The organism is Streptococcus parasanguinis, assembly GCF_015556095.1.
Taxonomy (GTDB): Bacteria; Bacillota; Bacilli; order Lactobacillales; family Streptococcaceae; genus Streptococcus; species Streptococcus parasanguinis_Q.
This window is the reverse complement of the sequence record NZ_JADNLT010000001.1, coordinates 416,334-441,193: the sequence shown is the minus strand read 5'-3', so window position 1 is coordinate 441,193 and position 24,860 is coordinate 416,334. Positions and strand designations below refer to the sequence as shown.

Below are 24,860 nucleotides of genomic sequence, written 5' to 3'. Positions count from 1 at the left end.
TCTTAATAATACGCTATCTAGTTGCTTTCCCTAATAATAAAGTTAAAATGTGTCTCACCGTATCTGAAAGCTGATAAACTAAATCGATATAAAATTCAGTTGATGATTTAATAATCATATCAATTGTTTTCATACTTTCTACTTCCTAATCAACTTTCAAATATATAGCGTTTTCATTATTTTCTTATCCTATTATATCATTATTCAAAATAAAAAACTGCAACTTACTAGTTGCAGTTAAACACAGATTTTCTTCCGTTCCTACTAGAAATTTATAAGTTAACATTTAGAATTTGTTCAGTTATCAAAGTTCATTTAGCTTTCTACTATGTAAGATTCTTGCTTGATAGCGGAGTAAATTTTCTATTCTACACCAAAAGCAAAAAGGATATATTTTTAATAAATTCCATTTGAAAACAATTCCTGTTCTATTATAGTAATGGTAATTCTAACTTTACACTTGCACCATGTTTATCCGAGTTGTTTTCTAATATGATGCGTCCATTATGTAATAACATTATTTTCCAAGAATTATATAAACCTAAACCATAGTTTGTAGCTGAATGTCTACTCTTATCTCCACGGTAAAATTGCTCCGTTCCTCGTTTTAAATCCTCATTAGAAAATCCTGGGCCTTCGTCTATCACAGATATTGAAAGTATCTTATCTGTAGTCATTATTAGTAATTCAATGTTGGATTTGTCTGGTGAATATTGAATAGCATTACTAAATATATTTTGAATGACTCTTTCAAATAATTGTATATCTATCATTACATCTGAATCTTCACAATTAATAGATTTAGATATAGTACGGTCATGTATTAGTGTAATCTCTCTCGCTATTTCACTAACTCTTTCGATTATTTCTGACACCTTTACTTTTTGTAAATTCAACGAGTTTAATTTAATTGACTGATTCATCTCCATCAGAGCTTTTGTATAATCTGATATACGTGTTGAATTTTTTATAATGTACGCTACATAATCTTTTTGTTCATCAGTTAGATCAGTTACCTTTAACAATTCAGCATTACCTTGGACAATAGAAACCGGAGTTTTTAAGTCATGCATTAATGCCGATATCTGACTTCTCTTATTCTCTTCTTTAATCCAATTCTCTCTTAATGAATCACTTAAGGCTTTTTTCATTATATCAAGGCTATTTAAGACATCATTAAATTCTTTGATATTTGAACTTCCTATTTCAAAGTCTAATTCATGGTTGGCGATTTTATCTGATGCATCTAGCATTGGAGATAATTGCCTTGTTATTCGTTTTGCCCAGATTAGAGTAGCCACAAATGCACTCATTAAAAAGAAAATGATTAATAAAAATATTAATAGTAAATCTATGCTAGGGAAATATTTTTCCATCCAATCATTATTGTAGCGTGGCTCTAGTGAATAATGGATTAATACATATCCATCATTCCTTTTAAATTCTATAAATGAAGAAGATGGAGTTGAAAATCCCTCATGATTGTGAAAATTCTTAGCTTTCAGTTGAATAGCTTCATCCATATTAGTTTTTATCACTTCACCATCTGGCGATAAAAACATATAGCTAGCTCCTTTAGGTATCAATGCTTCATCAAAGTCAATTTTATTTAAAATTTTATATTTATCTTTTTGTAATAAATTTTCTGTATGGTTAGCCGGAACAATCAAACCAACACTATAAAACGCTGTAAAAGTTAATAAAGCTAGTACGATGGCACATCCTAAACCAACTCCAACAGTCATTAAGTATTTAAGAAATACTATTTTGAGCGACTGTCCTTTTCTAATTAATTCCATTTATAACCAATCCCCCAAACTGTAGAAATTGGATTTTCACCAAATTTTAAGAACTTTGCTCTAATATTTTTTACATGTTCTGATATGGCAGAAGAATCACCAATCCCATCAAATCCAAAAATCATTTCATATATTTGTTCTCTTGAAAAAACTTGTCCCTTTCTCTTTGCTAAAAGTTTAGAAATTTGATACTCAGACTTTGTCAGATGAATTTCTTCTTCCTTCACAAATACTTGATTGGAGGATAAATCAAATCTTATATTCCCTAGGTTTAAACTCGAATGTTTTTCTCTTTGTTCTCTTCTCAGATGAGCTTCTACCCTTGCTAACAATTCACCAACACCAAATGGTTTGGTAATATAGTCATCTCCTCCACTTAATAAGCCATCTACTATATCCGTTTCCATTGCTTTTGCAGTTAAAAAGATAATCGGACAATCCACTTTGCTACGTATATTTTTACAATAGCTGATTCCATCAACCTCTGGCATCATTACATCAAGTAATATTAAGTCATATTTCCCCAAACTATTTTCATCAATATCTACCGTGGTTTGGTAAATATCAACAATATGATCTCCTTTTATTAAAATATTCTTGATTAGAGTCAGCATATCTAATTCATCATCTATAGCAAGAATTCTTGCCATACCAAACCACCTCCATATTTATAAATATTTTATTATTATTATACCATATTCCATTTACAAATACATTTAGAGCTATTATTCACTGATTGACTTTCCACCCCACCTATTGAACCATAATAAAGAGCCAGTAAAAATGACTACTGTAATAGGTATTGCTACATAGCCCCACATGGTAAACTCTTTAATTAAATATGAGCTATCAGCCAATTCACTTCCAACAATATATGTTGCAGATAATCTCGATGCCCAAGTACAAGGTAAATAATACCAGATATTTTCACCTAAATTGGTTATTGAAAGTAAAGCAATCAACGTTTCCACAAATCCCAATCCAATAGATGCACCACCACCTAACATAAGTGATACGCATAAATGAATCATATATGTAGATAAACATCCTATAAAAACTAATAATAATTCAATTAACCAAGCCATAGTCGCTTGATTACCAAATAGCATTGCAAATATAAAAACTGCTAAACTTATAGAAAATAGAAAACTCAATAAGAGCATTATAAGTTTTCCGCCATAAGCCTTGCTTCTGGATTTTGTAGTTGATAGAATCACTTGAAATCGTCCAGCACTTGCTTCCATGTCAACAACCTTAGATGTGATAGCACCAAATATTATTGGTAAGATAGCACCTAAAAGCACAAAATAATTCAGTATGATATCCATATCAGAAAAATTTTTTAGACTTGTAAATGTTGCTGCTCCATAAAATATTAGTGCATATAAAACAGGTAAGATAAAGTGAGCCCAGGGAATCCATGTATGCTTCAATTTATAAAACTCTGATTTTAATATTTTCATCATTACTTCACCTCTTGCTTAGAAAACCATTTTGCAGTAATGAAAGTCAATAATGTAAACAAACATATTGATAAAATACAAGGAACAAGTAAGGATGTGTTTAAAATCATTGGATCTGATACTTCTGTTGGGATACCGTTCGGTAAAATACGCATAACGGGTACCATCAATCTAATCCCCCAAGAATAAGGGCAATAAATCCACATAGAACCGTCAGCTAACAAAATTCCTAACACAAGACCTAATACAGCGTTTACTACAATGCTTGCTATAAACCCAAACTTTTTAGCCAGGAAAAAACAAAATGGAACTTGCCATATGTTAGTTATAACCAATAATACACTTGCGAATAATAATGTCGTGAATGCATAGTTTCCTGTTAATTGTTCTCCAATGAAAAATTGAAAAACAAATACTCCTAGCATATGCAAAATAGCAGTTATACTTAGATAAATTGAAGCTGTTAATATTTTTGAAATCCATATCGTTTTTAAATCAATATTGAGTGGAAAAATTGCTCGGTAGTTTAATTTTCTCTCTTCTTTTCTATGCATCATTGCTGGTATTAAAGCGAAAGTTGCTGGCATAATCATCACATACCACCAATTATATGCATTTACACTAAAATATAATGGCATTAATACAAACGCAACAAGTAAAGATATAATTGGTGCAATAAATAATATCTTCAACAAAAAACTGTGTTTGTGTTTCAAAGTTTCTGCAAAAATATAATTTTTCATTAATCTATACTCTCTTTCCATTCTTTACAACATCCATAAAAAGTTCTTCTAAATTTTCATTATGATCAATGATGTTTTGATATTTTAATTCTCCATCATGAATAATTCCTATGTGATCTGCAGTATGTTCTACTTCTGCCAGAATATGGCTTGATAAAATCACTGTTATCCCTTTTTCAGGAAAACTACGTATCAAATCACGTAATTCTTGAATTCCTAATGGATCTAATCCGTTTGTCGGTTCATCTAGTATCAATAGTTTAGGATTATTTAATAAAGCAATTGCAATACCTAATCTTTGTTTCATCCCCAAAGAAAATTGACCGCTTTTCTTTTTTCCGGTATTTTTTAAATCTACAATTTCTAAAACTTCATCAATTCTTGCTTCAGGCAATCCAAGTAATAATGTTCTAACTTTAAGATTTTCTCTTGCACTTAAATTTTCGTATAAGGGTGGCATCTCGATTAAAGCACCAATATCTGATAAATCATTTCTACTCCATTCATGTCCTTCAAACATAATTTCACCTGACGTCTTGTGTAACATACCTGTAATCATCTTTAATGTCGTAGATTTACCTGCACCATTAGGTCCTAGTAATCCATATACTGAATTTTCCTCAATTTTTAATGACACATTATTTACAGCTTTTTGTTTTCCAAAAACTTTTGTTAGCTCATTTGTTTCTAAAATATATTTGTTCATATTTTATTCCTCCTTTAATCTTGTAAATAGTATAAAAAATAATTTTAAGGATTCTGTAAGGAAAAAATATTTTTAAAAAGTAGCAAGAAAATTCTAATATATTAAATGTTTTGCATTTTTTTCTTTAGTCTTTTATGCCATATTTCATATACTTCATAAATAAAAAAGGCAGAACCAGAGTTCTGCCATAAATAACCATTATTTATCTTACAACTTCAATCTCCACCTTACTCTAAATCAAATTTTAAGGAATTGAAGTATTCTCTTTTTAATCCTATAGATATGCCTATTCTGTTCGAGTTTCAGCTAAATATATTCTCCATTCAGCTAATTCTTCAGGCAAATCATAAACAGTTTTTCCATTACATTCATAGATTTCAGAGATTCCTGGTGAGGTCTTAGAAAAAGTTTTCCAAGCTGTCACTAGTTCTTCTACAAATTGAATATTATGAGGTTCAAAAAAGTCATTAAATTTCGATAGTTCTTTACTATAAATTGTCACAACATTATAGCTATCAAGCATGATCTCATCATGACTTTTATGCCCACCAAATCCAAACTTACTTAGTCCATCATTAACAAGCAAATCACCGTATCTAATCAACAGTTCTAGGCATTCCTCTCTTGAACAACCATCAATATAATAAACATCCTTATGGGATTCCTTGATAATATTCTTTGCTATTACTTTTTCTCTATCAATACTGACAGGCAATTCCAAAATAAAAAACAAGGGCTCGTCATGAATCGCAATAAAGTGTTGAAAAACCTCTAATATTTTTTCTGAGTGTACATTCGCCATCAAATGATGTTCAGTTAACTTTGTAAATGATTCAAACAGGTTTTCTACCAAGGTAACTCGGTGACCTTTTACTAAATTCAACATTATGCGTCCTCCAGAGTATTTAGACAATATCCACATTTATAATTACATTATACCATTAAACCCCTAAAAAGACTGCAACTTCCCAGTCACAGTCTCTTATAAATCTACCTCAGTTCCTTCAAGGAAAGTTATTACAATTTGTCCAGCTTCTGAAATAGATTGATAGCATGTCAGACTATAGTATCCAGAAGCCATACTTGAACTATTACTCTGATTCTTACCCTCTATTCGATTAGAGAAGCTACCTTCACGCTTTTCATTATTTCTTTCGTTCACTTTTAAGAGCAGAGAAACACTCTCAGCGGTTCGCTGTTACCGTATCGTTTCGTCGTAAATTCCTTACTCTAAGACAGCTGTCCCATGGGCAGAACATCTTCTTCTACCTCGCTGATGCTTCAGCTCGTACAAGCAGTGATACCGCCTCAACGTGAGTTTTAGAGGACTAAATGGAGTCTGAATTGCCTGATAGAGATGTAGTATTGATTAAGCAATCAACAAATAATGTACAAAACAAAAATAAAGTACACTGCTTAATGAGTGTACTTTATCCTTCTAATTCAGTTTTATCAATGGTTTAGCTCTAGTTAAGTCGATTAGTTAAATGAATTTAGACTATTGCTTTTTATAACGACCATAAATTGTATGCTTAATGCTATAATTTATCTTCCAAATCTACTTCTTCATAATTTATCGGAATTAAAGCAACTTCACTGCTTAGAGTAGATTGTTTTTCATTTTCACTTATTTGAATGGCATTTTTTAATGAAAAAATAACTTCTCTTACAAGATTTAATAAATCTAATGTACACTCTTGCAATTCAATTTCAGTTAGATATAATCTGCTTTCGTCATTGTCTTTATTTACATCAATAAAATTCAATGTAATATTAGTAAATCTATGCTCTAAATAATTTCTAATAGTTTTTAATAGCTTTGCGTGTGGATTTGCTGTTAAAGAATTATCACCATTATCAAAATCTTTCGATATCCAGAATATAGAAGACAAACCAATATTTTTATCCAACAATTTATTTAAATTACTATTTGTTCTCCAGATTGAATGAAAATTTACTTGTCGAGGCATGATTTTTAGACAATAATATTCATTTATAAGCATTGCTACTTTATCTAATAATGAATATAGTGTTTTAAAAGCTGCTTTTAATCCTTCAATTCTGATAGAGTATTGTACGTAGTCTAGACAATCAATAAGATTAACATACTCGTCAGCATAATGAACCGAATCAATCTCAATGCTATTAAAACAGAGATAACGCGCATAAACATATTCTTGCTTAATTTGATTAAACATAGAAAAATATTTGTTTAAATCTTTATCTGATTGAAATAATAAACTTGGTAGTAAAAGATTATCATCATATCTATTTATATCGTCAGCTTGTAAGTCATTAAGTGGATTAAGATACAGCCCGTTGTTCCAACACCATTCGCGATACTTTTGTGAATTAGGATTATAATCGATGGTTTTACAAGAGCATTCATCTAAGTCTTTATAATTAAGATATTGTTCGTAAAGTTCAATAAATCGCTTTTCTGCATAATCAACTCTGTTTGGATCTGAAACAGTTATACTTGTTTCTATTAAATTTTTAATTTTTTTAATAAAGTGAAGATGTTCGTTATCATTCAAAAAATTACGATAATGATGTAGACAAATAGCCAAGTTACCACTAGCCATTGTGAATCTTGGATTGATTTGTATACATTTACAATACATCTTAATAGCTAACTGTTTTCTACCACAAGCATCTAATAGATTTGCGTAATTGGTGTATAGTGAACATAATAATGGGTGAATAAAGCTATTGTTCTCAGGATCTATATCAATATTATTTGAAATTTCGATAGCTTTTCTAAAGTAATAAATTTGTTGAACTGTACAATCGGTATCTATGTTGAATACTAGGTTATTACTTAGTTCAAATATATCACCATATGCTGTCCCAATAGAATAAAATAATTGAATTTTGGAAATATCATCAATAGTATTTTCCATATTTTTTCCAAATTCTATTAGTCTATAGATTTCCACTATATTTTTATGTTTAAAAGCATTATCGAAATCCTTTGACAATTTAAGTACACTATGATTAATTGGATTATTTGTTAACATCTTCATCCTAAATATTTCGATTTTAAATTTGATTTTCCTTTATTTTCTTGTTCTTCAACTAACATATCAGATAAAAACTCTTTTATCATATTAAGATTAAGAAAAATTCGAGTTGCAATAAATTTAAGTTATAATACCTTATATAAATTATAAATAGGGTAAACCTGATATCTTTCTTGAGTTTCTTTATCTAACTTAGTCCAAAATAAATCAGCTTGTGGTTTTGATTTTAATAACACTGATGCACCAAAACAAATTTCATCATTATCTTTATTATTTAATAAAATATTAGTAAGCTTCTCTATTTCAGTATTATCTAATTCACGATTTCTATATTTAATTTGAAGATCATTTATGATGCTTATGCTATTTTCTTTTATATGGTTCATGTTCCAGTCAGAAAGACGTTGAGCCCAGTTAAGCAACTGTTCTTTTTTTGAAACTTCTTCTGTCATATCGGCTGCAGCAACTATTTTTATTATGGTATCGTCAGCACACACGTTTTCTACACTACAGTCAACTAATCTTTGGTATGAGGCAATAACCGAATCAAAGTTACAGTTATCAATTGTTAACCAATCTTCGGGCCTAAAAACCTCAAATAAAGAAATATCCTCATCCTCGCCTCTCCTGCACCAAGGAGTTTCAGTGAAAATATCTATCATAGTTCCATTATTACCTTCATGAAATGCATATAGAGTACTAATATGTATGTTAGCAATCTTAAGATTAAACAATTTCGATTCCTCGTAATTTAACGCCACCTTGTTTTTTAATACTAGACCTGAATTAAGGATATTTAAATTTCTTTGAGATTGTTCATTAAAGAGGGATAAATCAAGCTCTTTTTTTATCCCCATTTTCTTTATGAAATTTGATATTTTCGACAATTCTTTTATATGGCTATCTAAATCAAGCGAATTAATATCCGATAAAGACCGTTCATCTAGTTCTATACTAATACCATTGAGTGTGAAAAATCCTACTTTTCCTAGTTCTTTAAGTGCCTGAGTACACTTTATAGCATCTGACAGCATATTAGGTCTTGAATAATTAAATTTAGGTTGAGCTTTCCCATTGTTAAAGGATATTTTAAAACCTTCCCCAAAATGAAGCTGTACCTCTCCGTCAGGAAAATAATGTCTCTCTATATCTTCAAAAATATAATCTCCTATCTCAATAATTAAATCTGTTGCTTCGAAAGTTTCAACAATCTCTATTGAATTTTCAAGTGGAATTTCGATGGCAGTTTCAGGATCCCTAAGATAAAGAAAGAGGTCGTGTTCCTTCTGGTAATTAAATATTCCTTCATGCCCCTGACCATAAAAGTAAAGCTTGATCTCTTTATTATTGGGTATATTTTCAATTGACATCCCATCGATATTTATAAAACTATGCTGTTTCTGACTATTAGTAACAAAATCAACTAACATCGAATAAATTTTTTGTTCATCTAGTTTATGAATCTGTACCGAAAGTGTTTTATAATTTGCAGACTTATTTTTTAATTTACTTCTTTTAATTATTTTCTTTATAGAAAAAGGTGGCAGTGATTTATAATAAATATCTTTTAAATTGCTATTCTCATCTAACCAAACTACGAATAAAACTACCCCACCGTTTTTTGAATACAATTCTAAATCACGCATATCTACTGGGAAAGATTTCATTGAATTGTTCTTACGTTTAGTTGCTTTAATTTGGACAGGTACTCTCCCAAATATTTCGCTCTTTTTCTCACTAGCATTTTTAAGAACATGAATTTCCCCATCCCACGCTGGAGTTTTATCATTGTTATCGAAATAAGTCTGAAGCAACTTATTTCTGTTAATAAATGTTGCCAGATATGAAACGCCTAACGTTTCAATTTGTCTATTATTTGCCAAATTATCACCTCATAACATAACACTATGTATTATTTATTATACCATCAACAAAATAAAAATCTATATCTTGTGTTCAATTGAAACTTAAATAAGCTTCAAAAAATGTACAATTGAACCACCACTTCTTCTACACCTATTAGAGTCGAAAATGTACAAATCAATTTCTTCGATTAGATGATATTATGTACTAGAAAACATACAAAATAACACTCCAGAATAATGTACAAAATAAAAATAAAGTACACTATTTAAAGAATGTACTTTATGCTTCTAATTCATTTGTATCAATGGTTTAAGTCTTGTTTGGTCAATTGTACATAAATTTTTAGTTTTTATATCTATACAGATCCCTTTTAAACACAAAACAATCAGCAAATCACATGGATCTACTGATTATTTTCTTTTCTAACTTATTTTTCTACATATTGAAATGAAATCTTGCTACCACAGAGCCAATTATAGACTCGATCATTGACTTGAACGTTCATGGCTTCGTGGGCATATTCTGGCATGATTAAATGCTCTTTTGGACATTCTAATCGATTATAAATGGCAAACTGTGTCACAGGATAACAGACATCATCATCTAGCCCGGTAATCATGTGAACCTGTCCTTTGATACGATGGGCAAAGTTTTTCACATCAATATAGGCCAAAGTCTGCATCAAACGATCTTCTGTTTCATGGAATGGATCATGGAACTTGAAATAACGGAAAAGCTCGTCATAGGCCTCGCTGGTGTTCCCAATCTCCAATACTCGTCTGAAATCTGATAAGAATGGATAAATGGCTACCGTTCGTTGTATACGAGGATTCAATCCAGCAGCAACCAGGGCCAAGGCACCACCTTGTGAGGCTCCATAGCTGGCAAGTTTGCTGTCGTCAACTTGAGGAAGGCTGGCTACAATTTCAATTAACTGGTAAAGATCTAAGTAGATATCCTTATAAAAGAGCTCATCTGGACCTTCCACGGCGCCACGGATAATCTGTCCTTTTACCGTATTTCCAAGTGGTGAACGATCTCCGTCGGTTGAAAAGCCCGACTGACCTCTTACATCCATAGACACAACACCATAGCCGGCTACTGTATAAGCCAGCATATCAGCCCAATCCCAACAACGACCCATATAGCCATGAAAATGGAAAATGACGGGAACCTTTTTATCCGTTTTTGGAAAAACAACCCGCGCATAAACTAGTCCATCTCGTGTTCCTTTAAAGGTTAATTCATAACAAATCACATTTGGAATGCTGAAATCTCGTTCTTCGAGCTTATATTCAGGCAGTTCAGTCATCTTTGCTAGGGCTTGATCCCAAAAGGCATCAAAATCTGCGGGAAGCTCATCCCGTCCCATGTAATCTTTCATTGTTTCTAATAATTTGGGATCTTTCATAAAATCCTCCTTAAGTATGTGTAATCGCTACCAAAAATGTACCATATTTACTTAAGGATTGCAAGAGACAAATAAAAATTACATAACCGAAATTATGTAATTTACTTATAGATTCAAAAATAGACTTAATTGTTTCACTAGATCTGGATTAGTGGGTAAAGCTGAATGATGAGCCTTGCGTCCTTTTAAATTTACTTCTGTATAGGCTTGTTTCTCAAAAATAGATTGTGCTGCTTGGGCACTAGAGAGGGGAACGATCCCATCTGATTTCCCAGCAAAGCTACCGACAAAGTTAAGGACCTCTACTTCTTTTTCTAAGCGATGCTTCCATTTTTGAAAATCGTCAAACATTTCTTGATTGAATTGGTAAGGACTACCAATAATAGCGAGCTTGCTTACGGTCAGCTTTTTCTTTTCTAAAAAGCCACTTTCCAATAAACCAGTCAAAACTAGTCCACCATTGGAGTGCCCAACTGCCTTGAACTCTGTAAAATAATAGTGATCAAGAAGATAGGTTAAAGCAATCTTAAGGGATTCGATTTGCTGCTTGATATTGCTGTAGCCATCTCGATTGTTCTCGAAGCCAATTACAATCATCGGATTCGGCTCTTTCGTATTCAGTCTTCCCTCCATTTCTATAGAATCATCTTTATTGACTTTTATTTTTAAAAGACTCTGTTTTTTTCTAGAAAAGCGATGGAGCATGCGGATGGTTCCGTTGAATCGCTGGATACTGGCTGAACTCCCAGGTACAAAGATAATCGGTCTGATTGGTGGTTTCTTTGAGCCTTTAGGAAATTCAAAGGGCTTTCTGTGCGAAGAAAACAATCTTGTAAAGAAACGAATGACTTGTTGAAATAGTTTTTTTAACATCTTTCCTCTAGTAGTAGTTTCTAAAAGAACCCAGAACAGTGTGTTCCAGGCCCTCTTAGAAACGATTATTTCCGTTTTTTCTTATTTTTGCGCATTTGTTTGGCCATCTTATTCATCGCCCGTTTCATCATAAATTCACCGGCTTTTCCTTTGAGACCACCACCGAACATTTGGCTCATATCAGGCATTCCAGCGCCTCCACCAAGAGCTGACAAGTCAGGCATGCCACCTTGTCCCATCATGCCTTCGAGGGCAGACATATCAGGCATTCCACCAGGCATATTCTTCGGCATGTTATTTGGATTGAGCCCCATTTGTTTCATCATCTTGTTCATATCGCCGGAGAGGACGCCTTGCATCATCTGTTTGGCTTGGTTAAAGTCCTTGATGAATTTATTGACTTCGACAAAGCTGTTTCCTGATCCAGCCGCAATCCGACGACGACGGCTTGGATTTAACAAATCTGGATTTTCCCGTTCAGCTGGTGTCATGGATGATACAATCGCGCGTTTGCGAGCAATTTCTCGTTCATCGACCTTGAGGTTCTTCATGGCAGGGTTATTGGCCATACCTGGAAGCATCTTGAGCAGGTCTTCCATTGGTCCCATGTTTTGAACTTGGTCTAATTGATCGATGAAGTCGTTGAAGTCGAAGGTATTTTCCCGCATCTTTTCAGCGAGTTCAAGAGACCGTTTCTCATCGTATTCTTGAGACGCCTTCTCGATCAGCGTCAGCATATCCCCCATACCGAGGATCCGACCAGACATGCGGTCTGGGTGGAAGGTTTCGATATCAGTGATTTTTTCACCAGTACCAGTGAACTTGATTGGCTTCCCAGTAATCTGACGGACAGAAAGGGCCGCACCACCACGGGTATCCCCATCGATCTTGGTCAAGATCACCCCGGTTACTTCGAGTTGCTCGTTAAACTCACGCGCTACATTGGCCGCTTCTTGACCAATCATGGCATCGACAACCAAGAGGATTTCATTTGGCTCAGCAAGGGCTTTGACGTCGCGTAATTCGCCCATGAGTTTTTCATCGATTTGCAGACGACCAGCCGTATCGATCAAGACATAGTCATTGTGGTTAGCTCTTGCCTGCTCCAAACCTTGACGTACGATCTCAACTGCAGGGACTTCTGTACCGAGTGAGAAGACAGGGACATTGATCTGTTGACCAAGAGTCTTCAACTGGTCGATGGCAGCTGGACGATAGATATCGGCCGCAATCATCAAAGGACGTGCATTTTCTTCCTTGACTAATTTGTTAGCCAATTTCCCAGCAAAGGTTGTTTTACCAGCCCCTTGAAGACCGACCATCATGATAATGGTTGGGATCTTAGGCGACTTGATAATGTCTGCTGTCTCAGAACCCAAAATCGCTGTCAATTCTTCATCGACAATCTTCACGATTTGTTGGGCAGGGTTCAGGGTTTCAATGACTTCATGCCCTACGGCCCGTTCGCGGACACGTTTGATAAAGTCTTTTACAACAGGAAGGGCAACGTCGGCCTCTAAGAGGGCTAGACGAATTTCTTTGGTTGCCTCTTGGACATCCGCTTCAGATATTTTCCCTTTCTTACGAAGATTTTTAAAGACGTTCTGTAAACGTTCGGTTAAACTTTCAAATGCCATACTACTTCTCCTATTACAGGTATTTTAATCTTGTTTATTCTCGGTTATCAATGCTAGATAAAACAGCGATTTGCTCTTGTAGATAAGCGTCATCAGGATACTTGTCAGAGATCTGGTCGAAAATCTGGCTGCGTACAATGTAGTCCGAGTACATGTGCAACTTCATCTCATAATCTTCTAAGATTTTCTCCGTCCGCTTGATATTATCATAAACTGCTTGACGGCTCACTCCAAACTCTTCCGCAATCTCAGCCAAGCTGTAATCATCGGCGTAATAAAGCTCGATGTAGTTCATTTGCTTGTCCGTCAAGAGCGCTGCATAAAACTCAAAGAGCGCATTCATTCGGTTGGTTTTCTCAATTTCCATACCTTTCATTATATCAAAAAAGCCCGCTAAAGACTAGCGGGACTTGATGCTTTTTGAGCTTGAAATAAGAGGATCTATCATTAGAGTTTCAGTGCCAACATATTGACCGTCATCCCTGCTGCAGTTCCCATCAAAAAGATGGTATCTCCTTCCTTCACATAGCCATGATCCAGTGCATAGGCTAGGCCGAAAGGCACGGCTACCGAAACCATATTTCCATAATCACTGACAATATTGAGGTACTTGTCTTTGCCAACGCCCAATTTGTCCATGACAAGTGGTAAGGCACGGCTTGCTTGGTGAGGAATAATATAGTCTACAGCATCTTTAGAAATGCCTGATTTCTCTTGGAATTCTTGGAACATTTCTGGAATAACACGGGCAGAAAGCAAAAGAATCTTCTTCCCTTTCATATCAAACATGAAATCAGTCTTGGTTGCTTCAGAGTACAATTTCGGATGATACGCTGTCAAACCACCACGAATTTCAGTATCATGGGCTCCCTCAGACCAGGTACGTTGCATACTGGCAATGATTCCTTTATCTTCCTTTGTTGCTTCAAAAATAAAGGCTGCAGCTCCATCACTAAACAACTCAAAGCTTTCTTTTTGTTTGGGATTAAGCCCTAGGCTTCCTACTTCACTAGATACAATCAGAACCCGACGGTATTCTCCACCTTCAATCAGATAAGAAACAGTGCTTAAAGCTGATACAAAACTGGTACAGGTGGTGTTGATATCCATAGCAGGAATCGTCAGTCCCTTGGCCACGCGCTCATGGATCAGAGCTGCTGTACAAGGGATGGGCTGAACGCCAACCGCACTAGCCGAAACCAGGCAGTCGATGTCTGTCATCTTAAGGCCCGCATGATTTAAAGCTGCTTCAATCGCACGCGCTGCAAGATCAATCTGTGTTTCTTCTCCTTCTTTCACGCGGTAACGAGTCTGGTCTTTGAAAGTTACGGTATGAGCTGGAAGCGTTGTTCCATAGCCTTTAATTTTCAAATGTCTTTTTACAGTAGTCATAGGATTCTCCTTTTATTGAAGTCGTTGAACACGTTTTAATTTACGTGTTGGGTCCCATTGGTAATCGATAAATTGAATACTTGGGAGAATGAATTGTTTTTGCTGAGCTAAGAGTTCAAATTGAGCAAAAATCGCTTGCTCCATAGACTCTGTCCAGTGACTCAAGGCAATGGTAATGGATCCATCTGCCAACTGAGTTACTTGATAGTCCTGAATATTTTCGACAAAGAGAATGCACCGTCGAATAAAATCCGGATAGATCATCTGGCTACTGCCATCTTCTTTTTTGAAATAAAAGATATCATCTGATCGTCCTTCGATCTTTGCGATTCGAGTAAAGATCGAACCACAAGGGCAAGGAGACTTTTCTTCCACCAAAATATCATTGAGTCGGTAGCGATAGATCGGTTGACTGGTCCGTTTGAAATCCGTAATAATCGGATAAAAGCGGCTATCATCAAGATACTCTTTTTCGACATACAAAATATCTTCGTTGAGATGTAGATTGCCTTCTGAACAGGTACAAGCTAAAAATCCCTCTGTCGCTTGGTAGACCTGATCAACCTTGTCTAGTTGAAAAGCTTTGGCGATAGTCTGTGCATCTCGATCTTCTAGAATCTCTGCGACAGAAACAACCTTGACAGGTTGGATCGCAAGTTGCTGATTGCTGACATAGTTGGCTAACTCAATCAAGGTCGAAGCTGGTGCGACCACAATGGTTGGTTGATAGTCTTTGAGACGCTCTAAATGCTCCTTGCTATCCTTGAAAATATCAAAATATTCCAAGCGAATCAGGCCTGAATTAATGGTTTGATAGAGTTCATTGTCCGCTCGTAAGAAAAAGGCAATGCGATGACCAAACAGTTTTCCTTTTGGCATCATCTTGGCTAGAATCGCTGCAGCCCACATACTTCTTTCTTTTTCTGTGGTGACAAAAACTCCTCGGTGACCGGAAGTCCCAGAAGACAAGCCTACTGCTACTTCTCCATTCATCTCAGTAAAATCTCGCGTCTGTTCTCCGCGAATCGCCATCTCTAAAGCCTGATCGCGATCCACTCCCAGGGTATTGAGCTCATTGAAATGTGCCATCATGAAGGTCTTATCCATGGTCCCAAAGGATTCGGGAGAATGGGTTTGAAAATAGGGGGACTGAGAAGTGATAAAAGCATGGTAGCGTGCCAATTGCTTATCTTGGTATCGCTTCAAGGCCTCTTTTGAACGGAATCGGTGACACCATCTGGTTTCAATAAAGGTTTTCAGAAAGACTGTTTTTTTCATTTAAAATCCTTTCAATCCGTTCTTGCGGGTCGTGGCTGACCACAACTTGAATGCCATCCTGCAAGAGTGTTTCCAGCAACTCAGTTCCTTTAAGATAAGCCTTCTTATCATCCTGAACCAAGGAAGGAATGAGACGCATTTGCCGTGTGTAAGGCAAGAGGTCTACTCCCCAAGAAAGATCTGCTCCGATGAAGAGTTTGAACTCATCCAGATAAAGACAACCTTGCCCTCTCGCATGTCCATCGATGGACGAAACAAGGATGCTCCCACCTCCAAAAAGATCCGCGGTCGGGCGATAGGGGAAAGCAGGATGCCTTTGATCTGCTTTGAGACAAGTCACCCGATCTTTGAAATCAGCTGGCAAAAACTCTTTAAAAATCAGATCTTTAAATTTCGGTTTTTGGTACACCTCATAGACTTCCTGGGTGACAAAGAAATGAGCATTTGGAAAAAGGGATGCTCCGCCGAGATGGTCAGGGTGCAAATGCGAAAGAATGACATAAGTAATCTCTGCAGGATCAATCCCCCGCACTTGCAATAAATAATCGATCTGGTCTTCCCTTTTCATCTGCATTGGTGTGGCTAGACGGTACCAGAAATACCGAGCTCTTTTCTTAATCTCGTAGTGATAGCCGGTATCGTACAAAATATAGCCTTTTTCACGATGATGAATCAAAAAGACACCTGCTGGGAATTGCATTTTTTCATTCGGAATCCCTTTAAATAAGAGACCAGAATGACTGCTACAATAGCCTGCTGGAAAATAATCAATACGCTTGATCATGTTGGACATAGTTGTCAATCCCTTCTTCAATGGTCATTTTTGGATAGTAGCCAAGTTCGGTTTGGGCCTTTTGAATATCGAGGGTTTGGCTATATCGAAGGAGATAATAGGTATAGCGAGTCAATGGAGGTTCAGCTTTCAGATGGAATAATCGATACACTCCTTCAAGGCTATAGGCCGCACCTGCTACAAGACCTGCTGGAATTTTCCGATAGCGAATCGGTTCTCCCAATCCCTTTAATGTTGTTTCGATCAAATACCTAAAGGTCTTTGGTTCCCCATTTGTAATATTATAAACCTGCCCGTGTGCTTCTTTTGCTTCCAAAGCCAAACGAATGGCCAAGGCAACATTTTCCACACAGGTCATATCCATGAGCTGCTCTCCTCCTCGAATCAAAGGAATTCCAATTTTTCGACTGAGACGTAAGACACGAGGCAAAATACTGGTATCCCCCACACCAAATAATCCTCTAGGACGCAAGATGATACTTGGCACATCTGAATAGTCAGAAAAAAGTTTTTCAGACGCCAATTTGCTTCGGATATAATTGTTGAGGTGATTTTCTTTGGGAGCATCACTTTCCATGATGTTTAATTGGTCTTTTCCAGCTGCGTAAATACTAGGAGAAGAGACATAAACTAGGCGTTTTACCGCATATTCACGGCACAAGTCAAGGACATTTTGAGTGCCAACTACATTCGCCTGATAGAAGGCCTTCCAAGGTCCCCAGGCAGTGGATAAAGCTCCTGCATGAACCACAGCATCAACAGACTGAAAGGCTTGTCTTAATTCCTCAATAGCGCTCAAATCCCCTTTGATAAATTGGACGCGCTCACCTTCCAGAGCCTTCCCAATTTTTTCGTTTCGGCCAAAGGCTACAATGGAATAATCATGAGCCAACAACTCATCGATCACATATTTTCCAAGGAAGCCAGTCGCACCTGTTACAAGAATTTTCATAGTTTCCCATCCGTTCCACGTCTTAATAATCGTTGAATTTCAAACTCCAAGGTATCCAACGGCTTGTAGGTTTTTGAAAGTTTGTTTAGTCTTTCTAACTTTTCCCAAGATTCTTTTTCTAATAGGGCATTGAAACCTGCTTGAATCTCTTCGGTGCGATTGCGATGTGCTTGAAAAGCAATTCCTGCTTCTACTCCTCGAATCGCATAGTCAAATTGGTCATAATCATGCGGCAAGATCAAGGCTGGTTTTTTAAATTCGATACACTGATAAAAGATTCCAGCTCCTCCATGGTGAATGACATAGTCCATCTGCGGAATATATTCTTTGTAGGGCAGATAAGAGACGACCGTCACATTTGGTGCTACTTCTTCTTCAGAGAATTCCTTTGCCCCATCTCCTAAGGTGACGAAAAAGTGACATTCTGGATGATCTTTGGCCAAATGCTTGGTTTGTTCTAGCAAGTTCTCTTTTGCCCAAGGCAACTGGGTTCCACATGTCACGAGTACCTTCGTCTTGTCTTCGTAAGGACTGAGATCTAAAGGATAATCTTCAGCTTTTTCAAGAGAAGTTCCCAAGGGCCCGAGCCAAGCATATTGATGAGGGAAGTGTGTTTTCAACTCTAGCTCCATCATCCCAATTCCAAAGATGGCATAAGGAGAGTAGATGGTCTCCACTCCATTTTGATTGTACAACTTGAAATTGTAACGTTTTAAGCGTTTGCGTAAGAGGAAAGCCCCACAGTATTTTCCAATGCGCGTGAGTTTACGGCATAGTGCTTGTACCTTCTCTTCCTTCTTTGTGCGCGCGACTCCCATCCCTCCGAAGAAGCAAGGAGGACCATAAGGAGTTTCGATTGCAAATTGGGTTGCCATGGTGGTAATCCAAGGAATTTCCAACTCTTCTGCCACAAACCCTGCTGATAGAGTGATAAAGTCAGCAATCACAATATCTGGACGATTGACGCGCCACTCCTCTAACAATTGATCCGATACATGATTAATCAAATCCAGACTCTTGGATAATTGCCGATAAGCTGAAAAAAGATTGAGTTTCTTATCGTTATTCGCCGCGCGTTCAAATTCTTCTACTTTGTCCTCTAGAATTGGAACGACAGTGAAGCCAAGACTTTCTGCAACGGCCTTTTTCTGAGGTCCTGTGAAAACCCGGATCTCCATCGAAGGATCATCTAACAAGGGTTTAACGAGATTTAAAGTTGGGTACAGATGCCCGCTCAAGGGAACAGCTACCACATCTATTTTAATTTTTTTCATTTTTTCCTGCCTTATATCTCTTATTAAGCTTTAAACCTGCTTCTATCTATTAATTCGTAAAAAAAATCAAAAATTGAAGAAAAAATAAAAATTTTTTTAATTTTTTTTAAAATATTTCCATTTTGCCTTTACTATCACTATTTAGAAAGAATGTCTTCAACCTAAAAAAGCTCCCAAATGCCAAAGAGAGAAAGTCTCCCAAACATTTGAAGAGTTTTTTTATTACTGTGAATTGCGAGCTTAGTTATTTTCCAAATAAAATTCGAACCGCTCACCGACATACTGACTTTTTACATACTCAAAAGCCGTCCCATCTTCAAAATAGGAAACCTGTGTCAGACCTAAAATAGCCTGCCCTTTTGAAATCTGTAAGTACTCCGCAATCTTATCCTTGGCCAATCGCGCATAGATGGTCTGGTGCGACTTTCCAATCTTATAGCCATGACGCTCCAAGGTTTGGAAGAAATGGCTGGTAACCTCTTCACGATTGAAATTCTTAATAAATTTCTCTGGAATAGAGGCCACTTCATAAACAACAGGGATCCCATCGGCATACCGGACCCGCTCCATCCGAATGATGGTTTCTGTCTTATCAATGCCCAATTTGTCCACTTCTTGGAGGCTAGGAATGGTTTTCCGGTAAGAAATCACTTGGCTAGAAGGTTCCTTGCCTTGCGATTTCATAATCTCTGTAAAACTGGTTGTGCCCCGCATTTTTTCTTGAACGCGCGTGCTGGTGATAAAGGTACCACTTCCTACACGTCTTTCAAGCACTCCTTCTTCAACCAGAAGGGTAATAGCCTGCCTAAGCGTCATCCGACTCACTTGAAATTTCTCAGCTAGATCGCGTTCGCTGGGAAGACGCTCCCCGATTTTCCATATTTTTTGATCAATCTCAGACTTAATCTGATCATGAATTTGAATATAAGCTGGAATCATAACCTTGCTCTTTCTCTGTGTTATCTCTATTGTAGCGTAAAATTCCTAATTCTTCAATCAGAGATTGGTAAAGACAAGGCTTTTGTGTTAGAATAGAGGAAAGTAAATTTCTTTAAGAAGGGGATAAGATGACAAACCTATCAACTGATTTGCATGATGTTGAAAAAATCATTGTGCTTGACTACGGTAGCCAATACAATCAGCTTATTTCACGGCGTATTCGTGAAATTGGTGTCTTCTCAGAGTTGAAGAGCCACAAGATTTCTGCTGATGAAGTTCGTGCAATCAATCCAGTCGGGATCGTTCTTTCAGGCGGACCAAACTCTGTATACGAGGAAGGCTCTTTTGATATCGATCCTGAAATTTTCGAACTCGGTATTCCAATCCTTGGAATCTGTTACGGGATGCAATTATTGACCCATAAATTGGGCGGGAAGGTCGTTCCTGCAGGTGATGCTGGTAACCGCGAATATGGTCAATCTGAATTGACTTTGACAGAGTCTTCTGCTCTTTTTGCCGGTACACCAGACAAACAATTAGTCTTGATGAGCCATGGAGATGCTGTTACAGAAATTCCGGCTGACTTTATCCGCACTGGTACTTCTGCTGACTGTCCATTTGCATCGATTGAAAATCCAGACAAGAAAATCTACGGAATCCAATTCCACCCTGAGGTTCGTCACTCTGTTCACGGTTATGACATCTTGCGTAACTTTGCCTTGAACATCTGTGGGGCTAAAGGTGACTGGACCATGGACAACTTCATTGACATGCAGATCAAAAAAATCCGTGAAACCGTCGGAGACAAACGTGTCCTTCTTGGTCTTTCAGGTGGTGTTGACTCTTCCGTTGTTGGGGTTCTCCTTCAAAAAGCCATCGGCGATCAATTGATCTGTATCTTTGTAGACCACGGTCTTCTTCGTAAAGGAGAAGCCGATCAAGTGATGGAGATGCTTGGTGGCAAGTTTGGTTTGAACATTGTCAAAGCAGATGCTGCAAAACGTTTCCTTGATAAGTTAGCTGGAGTATCTGATCCTGAGAAAAAACGGAAGATCATTGGTAACGAGTTTGTTTATGTCTTTGATGACGAAGCAAGTAAGCTCAAAGATGTGAAATTCTTGGCACAAGGAACTCTCTACACTGACGTGATCGAGTCTGGTACGGATACTGCTCAAACCATCAAGTCTCACCACAACGTTGGTGGACTTCCAGAAGATATGCAGTTTGAACTGATCGAGCCACTCAACACTCTTTATAAAGATGAAGTTCGTGCGCTTGGTACTGAGCTTGGTATGCCAGACCACATCGTATGGCGCCAACCATTCCCAGGCCCAGGTCTTGCCATCCGTGTTATGGGAGAAATCACTGAAGAAAAACTCGAAACCGTTCGTGAATCAGACGCTATCCTCCGTGAAGAAATCGCCAAAGCTGGTCTTGACCGCGATATCTGGCAATACTTCACTGTCAACACAGGCGTTCGTTCTGTTGGGGTTATGGGTGATGGCCGTACCTACGACTACACTATTGCCATCCGTGCGATCACTTCTATCGATGGAATGACAGCTGACTTTGCGAAGATTCCATGGGAAGTCCTCCAAAAAATCTCAGTCCGTATCGTAAACGAAGTTGACCACGTCAACCGCATCGTCTACGATATCACAAGCAAACCACCTGCAACTGTAGAGTGGGAATAAAAAAAAGGTCCAGGGGACCTTTTTTTCACGAGCCAAAAATTAGCAAAGCGAGTTTTAAGGTCCAGGGGACCTTTTTTTCACTAGCTTAAAATTAGAATTTAGCAACCCTAAAAATGTCTTATAAAATATAAGAATCATTAAACACACAAAAAGCACTCTGACTTATTGTCTGCAGTGCTTTCGTGCTATTTTTAGCCAACTAAACCACTAAAGAATTTGACAATGGCATTCCAGATGGCTCCGAAGAAGCCAGCAATGGCATTCCACGCATTTGTGAAGAAGTTTCCACTGTCTTTTAGAATAGCATTTGTATCAAAATTGAGATTGATATTATTAAAGGTATCGCCTGCCTTGTCTACGATACTATCTTTCAAGTCCGACAAGGTTTTAGTAAAGCTTTTGCTACTGATAACACTACTCTTTGAGAGGTTGACTGCGAAATTCACGATCAAATTAATCTGATCACCTGTCACAGTTGTATCCAGCTTATAATTTTTCAGGATTTCTTCGACGATCTTTCGAATATCATCCTTGCTTAAATCCTGATTGTTCTGTTTGGCATTGGCTACTGCTGTTTTAATGTCGGTCAATGCTACGTTTAACTTATCCGCATCGAAGTTTTTCTTACCCGCGTTTTCTTCATTGATTCCGGATAGAGTCTTTAACTCTTCTTGGGCTAGATCCTTGCTTTCTTGAGAAACTTTGGCACCATTTTTCTCAAGCGAGTAATAGATCCCAGCCAAGGCACTTTCTCCGGTCACTTGGATAGGGGAAGCTACTGTAATTTGAGCATGCTCCAATCCAAGTGTAACGGCTGCATTACGATACATATCTGCAGTGACCTTGGTGATATTTTGAGGTGTCACGATATTGACTTCTAGTGGCTTATTTTTGCCTAATTTTTGAATTTTGACAGAGGAATAAAGTTCCAAACTATCATCGTTGGCAACGTTCATAATCGAAGAATAAACCTCTGGTGTCATGGTCTTCCACTCCTCTTTATCTTTCGAACTATCGTAGTTCAAGAGACTTAAGGTTTGTTCGATTTGACTTTGGTCCAGCGAATAGCCCAAAACATAGTCTGGCTTGACATAGGTTTCATCAATGACTTTCTGCACATTGCTATCTGCGGAAACTCGCGGGATAGCGGTAAACAAGGCCAAAGTCGTCGTTACAAACAATGCAATCTTCTTTAATTTCATCTTTTTCTTCTTTCTAACTCAAATCAACTCTGGGCATCTCATATTACCTTTCTCACCTCACTAGAGATGAAAAAAGAAGTAAATAAAGAGATTACCCACTTCGATTTTCATTATACAGTTGATTTCTTAAAACTAGCTTACAGTTCTTTTAAGAATGCATGACATTTTTATTATCCCTCAAAATCGGAGGCAGAACTGATCAGCTAAAAAAAGAGCCAATCGGCTCTCTGGAAAATGATTAAAACCATGAAAATAACTTCATAATCGTCATATTGGTTTCTACTAAACGGGAATAATAAATGTTACCCCCATTAATGTAGAGTTCCATCCCGTTTAAAAGAGAGATAGGGTGGAGGTAAAGATAAGTTTCACCGGTTACATTGCCAAGACTTGGTGCTACTACATCCCGTGAATAAGCGCGGGCCAACTCTAGGGAATTTGTTCCACCGTGTTTTGCGACGTAATCGATGTAGTCTTTCCCAAAATTATAGGCTTGAACCGCTGTCCAGCTATCAACGCCTTTTTTCTTAGCTTCTTTTAACTCATCTGAAAGAGTTTGAATTCCTTGGCGAATACTGGCCTTATTATCACTAATAGTATTGGTCTCACCACTTGCACTCTCACTCGCCTGCATGACATCGTCTTCTCTGCCTTTGGTCTCAGTATAGATCATAGCAAGAATGAGATTTTCATTGGCCGTGGTGTCCTCTTCAGCAAGGACTTCTCTAACCAGGGAGCGGTACTGCATGACTTGTTTGACGTCATGATGGATCTGAATTCCCTTGTAGATTCCAAATATTAGTAAGATGAATAAGAAGATCTTCACTATACGTTTAATCATTATTTACTCTGTATATCCTCAATATTTTTGATCAAAATAGAATAGGTCCCGTTATCGTTTAGAATAAATTCAACAGATTCTGCATCTTCATAGACATTATTCGGAACGATCAGTTCAATTCCATTTGACAATGACAATTTCTGATTTTCGAACTTCTTCAACTGGCGACTTGCATCAATCTCTTCAAAGGTGACAGGCTCTGGTACAGCTTCTTTAACTTGGTCAATAAAACTAAGGCGAGCTGTTAGATTGTCGTCGAAGAGATCATCCGCTAATTTCTCAGGAGAGAGTTTATTTTCTTCCTCAATATGGTTAAAAATAGCTGATTTAACCTTTGATTGAAATTGAAAATCATCTGTGTTAAAGCTTTCCGCAATTTTCTGAGCTGTTTTTTCTAGTGCCTTGATCGATTTTTTAGGAGAGATCTTGGGTTGGGCCTGCAACAGATTCTCAGAAAAATAATTTAAGAACGTCCCGTTGTACTTGATCCGTTTTTCAATCAAGTGGTATTTGCGGTTTTGAAGATTGATGACCAAAGCTTCATCTGCACCAGTCCCAAAACCAGGTAGATTATTTTGCGTCAGCTTAATCGGATTGTCCACTTCACCGCCAAGATGCGTCAAGGTTTCCCGTAAGGCGATCCGAAGAAAGGCAAAATGGTCCACCCCTTCTTTTGAGAATTGAATGAACACCAAATCGTTGGTCTTTTGATTCTCAGAGACGACAAATTCTTCCTTCCAGCGATTCGCTACTGCGACCGATGTTTCTATCAGATCATCTGAAATCATCTCAAGAAAAGGATTGTCCTCTTCGAAAATACCGGTCCTGGCTTCATCAGAATAAACCCGTTCAATCTTTTTACGCAAGTATTCCTCAATTTTAGGCGTGATATTGAGAAATTTATCTGCCAGATAGAGATCGGTATCGTCGGGGCTAAATTGATGAATGATGGCTTTTTTTACGTAAATATCCAT

22 protein-coding genes are annotated in these 24,860 nt (G+C 37.1%); 1 reads left to right on the top strand and 21 read right to left on the bottom strand.

Annotated elements, in window-relative coordinates:
* Positions 1-431 precede the first annotated feature (431 nt).
* The 18 genes from I2E70_RS02250 to I2E70_RS02165 all read right to left on the bottom strand — a co-directional run bounded on the left by I2E70_RS02250 (position 432) and on the right by I2E70_RS02165 (position 20,149).
* Entirely contained in the window at positions 432-1,799 is a 1,368-nt protein-coding gene (locus I2E70_RS02250; RefSeq protein WP_023918143.1) for a sensor histidine kinase, read from the bottom strand.
* A complete protein-coding gene (locus tag I2E70_RS02245) occupies positions 1,790-2,449 on the bottom strand; it encodes a response regulator transcription factor (protein WP_004252839.1) in 660 nt (219 codons plus the stop codon). Before I2E70_RS02245 ends, I2E70_RS02250 begins: the two co-directional genes overlap by 10 nt.
* 75 nt (positions 2,450-2,524) lie before the next feature.
* The gene (gene pcfG / locus I2E70_RS02240) at positions 2,525-3,265 is read right to left on the bottom strand and encodes a lantibiotic protection ABC transporter permease PcfG (protein ID WP_049517878.1); all 741 of its coding nucleotides are present in this window, start codon (positions 3,263-3,265) and stop codon (positions 2,525-2,527) included.
* Positions 3,265-4,005, bottom strand: coding sequence for a lantibiotic protection ABC transporter permease PcfE (pcfE, locus tag I2E70_RS02235; RefSeq protein WP_004252835.1), 741 nt, complete (start codon positions 4,003-4,005; stop codon positions 3,265-3,267). Before pcfE ends, pcfG begins: the two co-directional genes overlap by 1 nt.
* A 4-nt stretch (positions 4,006-4,009) precedes the next feature.
* The gene (gene pcfF / locus I2E70_RS02230) at positions 4,010-4,711 is read right to left on the bottom strand and encodes a lantibiotic protection ABC transporter ATP-binding protein PcfF (RefSeq protein WP_004252834.1); all 702 of its coding nucleotides are present in this window, start codon (positions 4,709-4,711) and stop codon (positions 4,010-4,012) included.
* A gap of 286 nt (positions 4,712-4,997) precedes the next feature.
* The gene (locus I2E70_RS02225) at positions 4,998-5,597 is read right to left on the bottom strand and encodes a hypothetical protein (RefSeq protein WP_004252832.1); all 600 of its coding nucleotides are present in this window, start codon (positions 5,595-5,597) and stop codon (positions 4,998-5,000) included.
* A 652-nt stretch (positions 5,598-6,249) separates the two neighbouring features.
* On the bottom strand, positions 6,250-7,731 hold the full coding sequence (locus tag I2E70_RS02220; protein WP_004252828.1) for an LA2681 family HEPN domain-containing protein: 1,482 nt from the start codon (positions 7,729-7,731) through the stop codon (positions 6,250-6,252).
* 128 nt (positions 7,732-7,859) lie between these two features.
* Positions 7,860-9,617: a DUF4365 domain-containing protein gene (locus I2E70_RS02215; RefSeq protein WP_004252826.1), complete on the bottom strand. Its 1,758-nt coding sequence runs from the start codon at positions 9,615-9,617 to the stop codon at positions 7,860-7,862.
* 410 nt (positions 9,618-10,027) lie between these two features.
* The gene (locus I2E70_RS02210; RefSeq protein ID WP_155126922.1) at positions 10,028-11,011 is read right to left on the bottom strand and encodes an acetylxylan esterase; all 984 of its coding nucleotides are present in this window, start codon (positions 11,009-11,011) and stop codon (positions 10,028-10,030) included.
* 105 nt (positions 11,012-11,116) lie between these two features.
* Complete coding sequence (locus I2E70_RS02205; protein WP_123159197.1) at positions 11,117-11,884, bottom strand: alpha/beta hydrolase; 768 nt, start codon at positions 11,882-11,884, stop codon at positions 11,117-11,119.
* A 65-nt stretch (positions 11,885-11,949) separates the two neighbouring features.
* Positions 11,950-13,521, bottom strand: a complete 1,572-nt coding sequence (ffh, locus tag I2E70_RS02200; protein ID WP_009731038.1) for a signal recognition particle protein — start codon at positions 13,519-13,521, stop codon at positions 11,950-11,952.
* 34 nt (positions 13,522-13,555) lie between these two features.
* Complete coding sequence (locus I2E70_RS02195; RefSeq protein WP_037613861.1) at positions 13,556-13,888, bottom strand: putative DNA-binding protein; 333 nt, start codon at positions 13,886-13,888, stop codon at positions 13,556-13,558.
* 80 nt (positions 13,889-13,968) lie between these two features.
* Positions 13,969-14,913, bottom strand: coding sequence for a 3-oxoacyl-[acyl-carrier-protein] synthase III C-terminal domain-containing protein (locus I2E70_RS02190; protein WP_195423234.1), 945 nt, complete (start codon positions 14,911-14,913; stop codon positions 13,969-13,971).
* Between the two features lie 12 nt (positions 14,914-14,925).
* Positions 14,926-16,191, bottom strand: a complete 1,266-nt coding sequence (locus I2E70_RS02185; protein ID WP_195423232.1) for a F390 synthetase-related protein — start codon at positions 16,189-16,191, stop codon at positions 14,926-14,928.
* Entirely contained in the window at positions 16,157-16,984 is an 828-nt protein-coding gene (locus I2E70_RS02180; protein ID WP_195423230.1) for an MBL fold metallo-hydrolase, read from the bottom strand. Before I2E70_RS02180 ends, I2E70_RS02185 begins: the two co-directional genes overlap by 35 nt.
* Positions 16,959-17,936, bottom strand: coding sequence for an NAD-dependent epimerase/dehydratase family protein (locus I2E70_RS02175; RefSeq protein ID WP_195423228.1), 978 nt, complete (start codon positions 17,934-17,936; stop codon positions 16,959-16,961). Before I2E70_RS02175 ends, I2E70_RS02180 begins: the two co-directional genes overlap by 26 nt.
* Positions 17,933-19,210 carry a glycosyltransferase gene (locus I2E70_RS02170; protein WP_195423226.1) on the bottom strand — a complete coding sequence of 426 codons (1,278 nt, stop codon included), beginning with the start codon at positions 19,208-19,210 and terminating at the stop codon, positions 17,933-17,935. The genes I2E70_RS02175 and I2E70_RS02170 overlap by 4 nt, the downstream gene beginning before the upstream one ends.
* Before the next feature lie 240 nt (positions 19,211-19,450).
* Positions 19,451-20,149: a GntR family transcriptional regulator gene (locus tag I2E70_RS02165; RefSeq protein WP_003007291.1), complete on the bottom strand. Its 699-nt coding sequence runs from the start codon at positions 20,147-20,149 to the stop codon at positions 19,451-19,453.
* Between the two features lie 128 nt (positions 20,150-20,277).
* Between I2E70_RS02165 and guaA the strand changes: the two genes are divergently transcribed.
* Positions 20,278-21,843 carry a glutamine-hydrolyzing GMP synthase gene (gene guaA / locus I2E70_RS02160; RefSeq protein WP_003001420.1) on the top strand — a complete coding sequence of 522 codons (1,566 nt, stop codon included), beginning with the start codon at positions 20,278-20,280 and terminating at the stop codon, positions 21,841-21,843.
* A gap of 191 nt (positions 21,844-22,034) precedes the next feature.
* On the opposite strand, the gene I2E70_RS02155 is transcribed toward guaA, so the two are convergent.
* The 3 genes from I2E70_RS02155 to I2E70_RS02145 all read right to left on the bottom strand — a co-directional run bounded on the left by I2E70_RS02155 (position 22,035) and on the right by I2E70_RS02145 (position 24,860).
* The gene (locus tag I2E70_RS02155) at positions 22,035-23,045 is read right to left on the bottom strand and encodes a DUF1002 domain-containing protein (RefSeq protein WP_070586199.1); all 1,011 of its coding nucleotides are present in this window, start codon (positions 23,043-23,045) and stop codon (positions 22,035-22,037) included.
* Positions 23,046-23,283: 238 nt separating this feature from the next.
* Positions 23,284-23,886 (bottom strand): lysozyme family protein, encoded by a 603-nt coding sequence (locus I2E70_RS02150; RefSeq protein WP_003007284.1) that lies wholly within the window; start codon positions 23,884-23,886, stop codon positions 23,284-23,286.
* Positions 23,886-24,860, bottom strand: a complete 975-nt coding sequence (locus tag I2E70_RS02145) for a nucleoid-associated protein (protein WP_195423224.1) — start codon at positions 24,858-24,860, stop codon at positions 23,886-23,888. The genes I2E70_RS02150 and I2E70_RS02145 overlap by 1 nt, the downstream gene beginning before the upstream one ends.

Bases quoted from the DNA above. Each gene is read 5' to 3' on its own strand.
- I2E70_RS02250 (WP_023918143.1), bottom strand. From the start codon at position 1,799: ATGGAATTAATTAGAAAAGGACAGTCGCTCAAAATAGTATTTCTTAAA.
- I2E70_RS02245 (WP_004252839.1), bottom strand. From the start codon at position 2,449: ATGGCAAGAATTCTTGCTATAGATGATGAATTAGATATGCTGACTCTA.
- pcfG (WP_049517878.1), bottom strand. From the start codon at position 3,265: ATGATGAAAATATTAAAATCAGAGTTTTATAAATTGAAGCATACATGG.
- pcfE (WP_004252835.1), bottom strand. From the start codon at position 4,005: ATGAAAAATTATATTTTTGCAGAAACTTTGAAACACAAACACAGTTTT.
- pcfF (WP_004252834.1), bottom strand. From the start codon at position 4,711: ATGAACAAATATATTTTAGAAACAAATGAGCTAACAAAAGTTTTTGGA.
- I2E70_RS02225 (WP_004252832.1), bottom strand. From the start codon at position 5,597: ATGTTGAATTTAGTAAAAGGTCACCGAGTTACCTTGGTAGAAAACCTG.
- I2E70_RS02220 (WP_004252828.1), bottom strand. From the start codon at position 7,731: ATGTTAACAAATAATCCAATTAATCATAGTGTACTTAAATTGTCAAAG.
- I2E70_RS02210 (WP_155126922.1), bottom strand. From the start codon at position 11,011: ATGAAAGATCCCAAATTATTAGAAACAATGAAAGATTACATGGGACGG.
- I2E70_RS02205 (WP_123159197.1), bottom strand. From the start codon at position 11,884: ATGTTAAAAAAACTATTTCAACAAGTCATTCGTTTCTTTACAAGATTG.
- ffh (WP_009731038.1), bottom strand. From the start codon at position 13,521: ATGGCATTTGAAAGTTTAACCGAACGTTTACAGAACGTCTTTAAAAAT.
- I2E70_RS02195 (WP_037613861.1), bottom strand. From the start codon at position 13,888: ATGGAAATTGAGAAAACCAACCGAATGAATGCGCTCTTTGAGTTTTAT.
- I2E70_RS02190 (WP_195423234.1), bottom strand. From the start codon at position 14,913: ATGACTACTGTAAAAAGACATTTGAAAATTAAAGGCTATGGAACAACG.
- I2E70_RS02185 (WP_195423232.1), bottom strand. From the start codon at position 16,191: ATGAAAAAAACAGTCTTTCTGAAAACCTTTATTGAAACCAGATGGTGT.
- I2E70_RS02180 (WP_195423230.1), bottom strand. From the start codon at position 16,984: ATGTCCAACATGATCAAGCGTATTGATTATTTTCCAGCAGGCTATTGT.
- I2E70_RS02175 (WP_195423228.1), bottom strand. From the start codon at position 17,936: ATGAAAATTCTTGTAACAGGTGCGACTGGCTTCCTTGGAAAATATGTG.
- I2E70_RS02170 (WP_195423226.1), bottom strand. From the start codon at position 19,210: ATGAAAAAAATTAAAATAGATGTGGTAGCTGTTCCCTTGAGCGGGCAT.
- I2E70_RS02165 (WP_003007291.1), bottom strand. From the start codon at position 20,149: ATGATTCCAGCTTATATTCAAATTCATGATCAGATTAAGTCTGAGATT.
- guaA (WP_003001420.1), top strand. From the start codon at position 20,278: ATGACAAACCTATCAACTGATTTGCATGATGTTGAAAAAATCATTGTG.
- I2E70_RS02155 (WP_070586199.1), bottom strand. From the start codon at position 23,045: ATGAAATTAAAGAAGATTGCATTGTTTGTAACGACGACTTTGGCCTTG.
- I2E70_RS02150 (WP_003007284.1), bottom strand. From the start codon at position 23,886: ATGATTAAACGTATAGTGAAGATCTTCTTATTCATCTTACTAATATTT.
- I2E70_RS02145 (WP_195423224.1), bottom strand. From the start codon at position 24,860: ATGGATATTTACGTAAAAAAAGCCATCATTCATCAATTTAGCCCCGAC.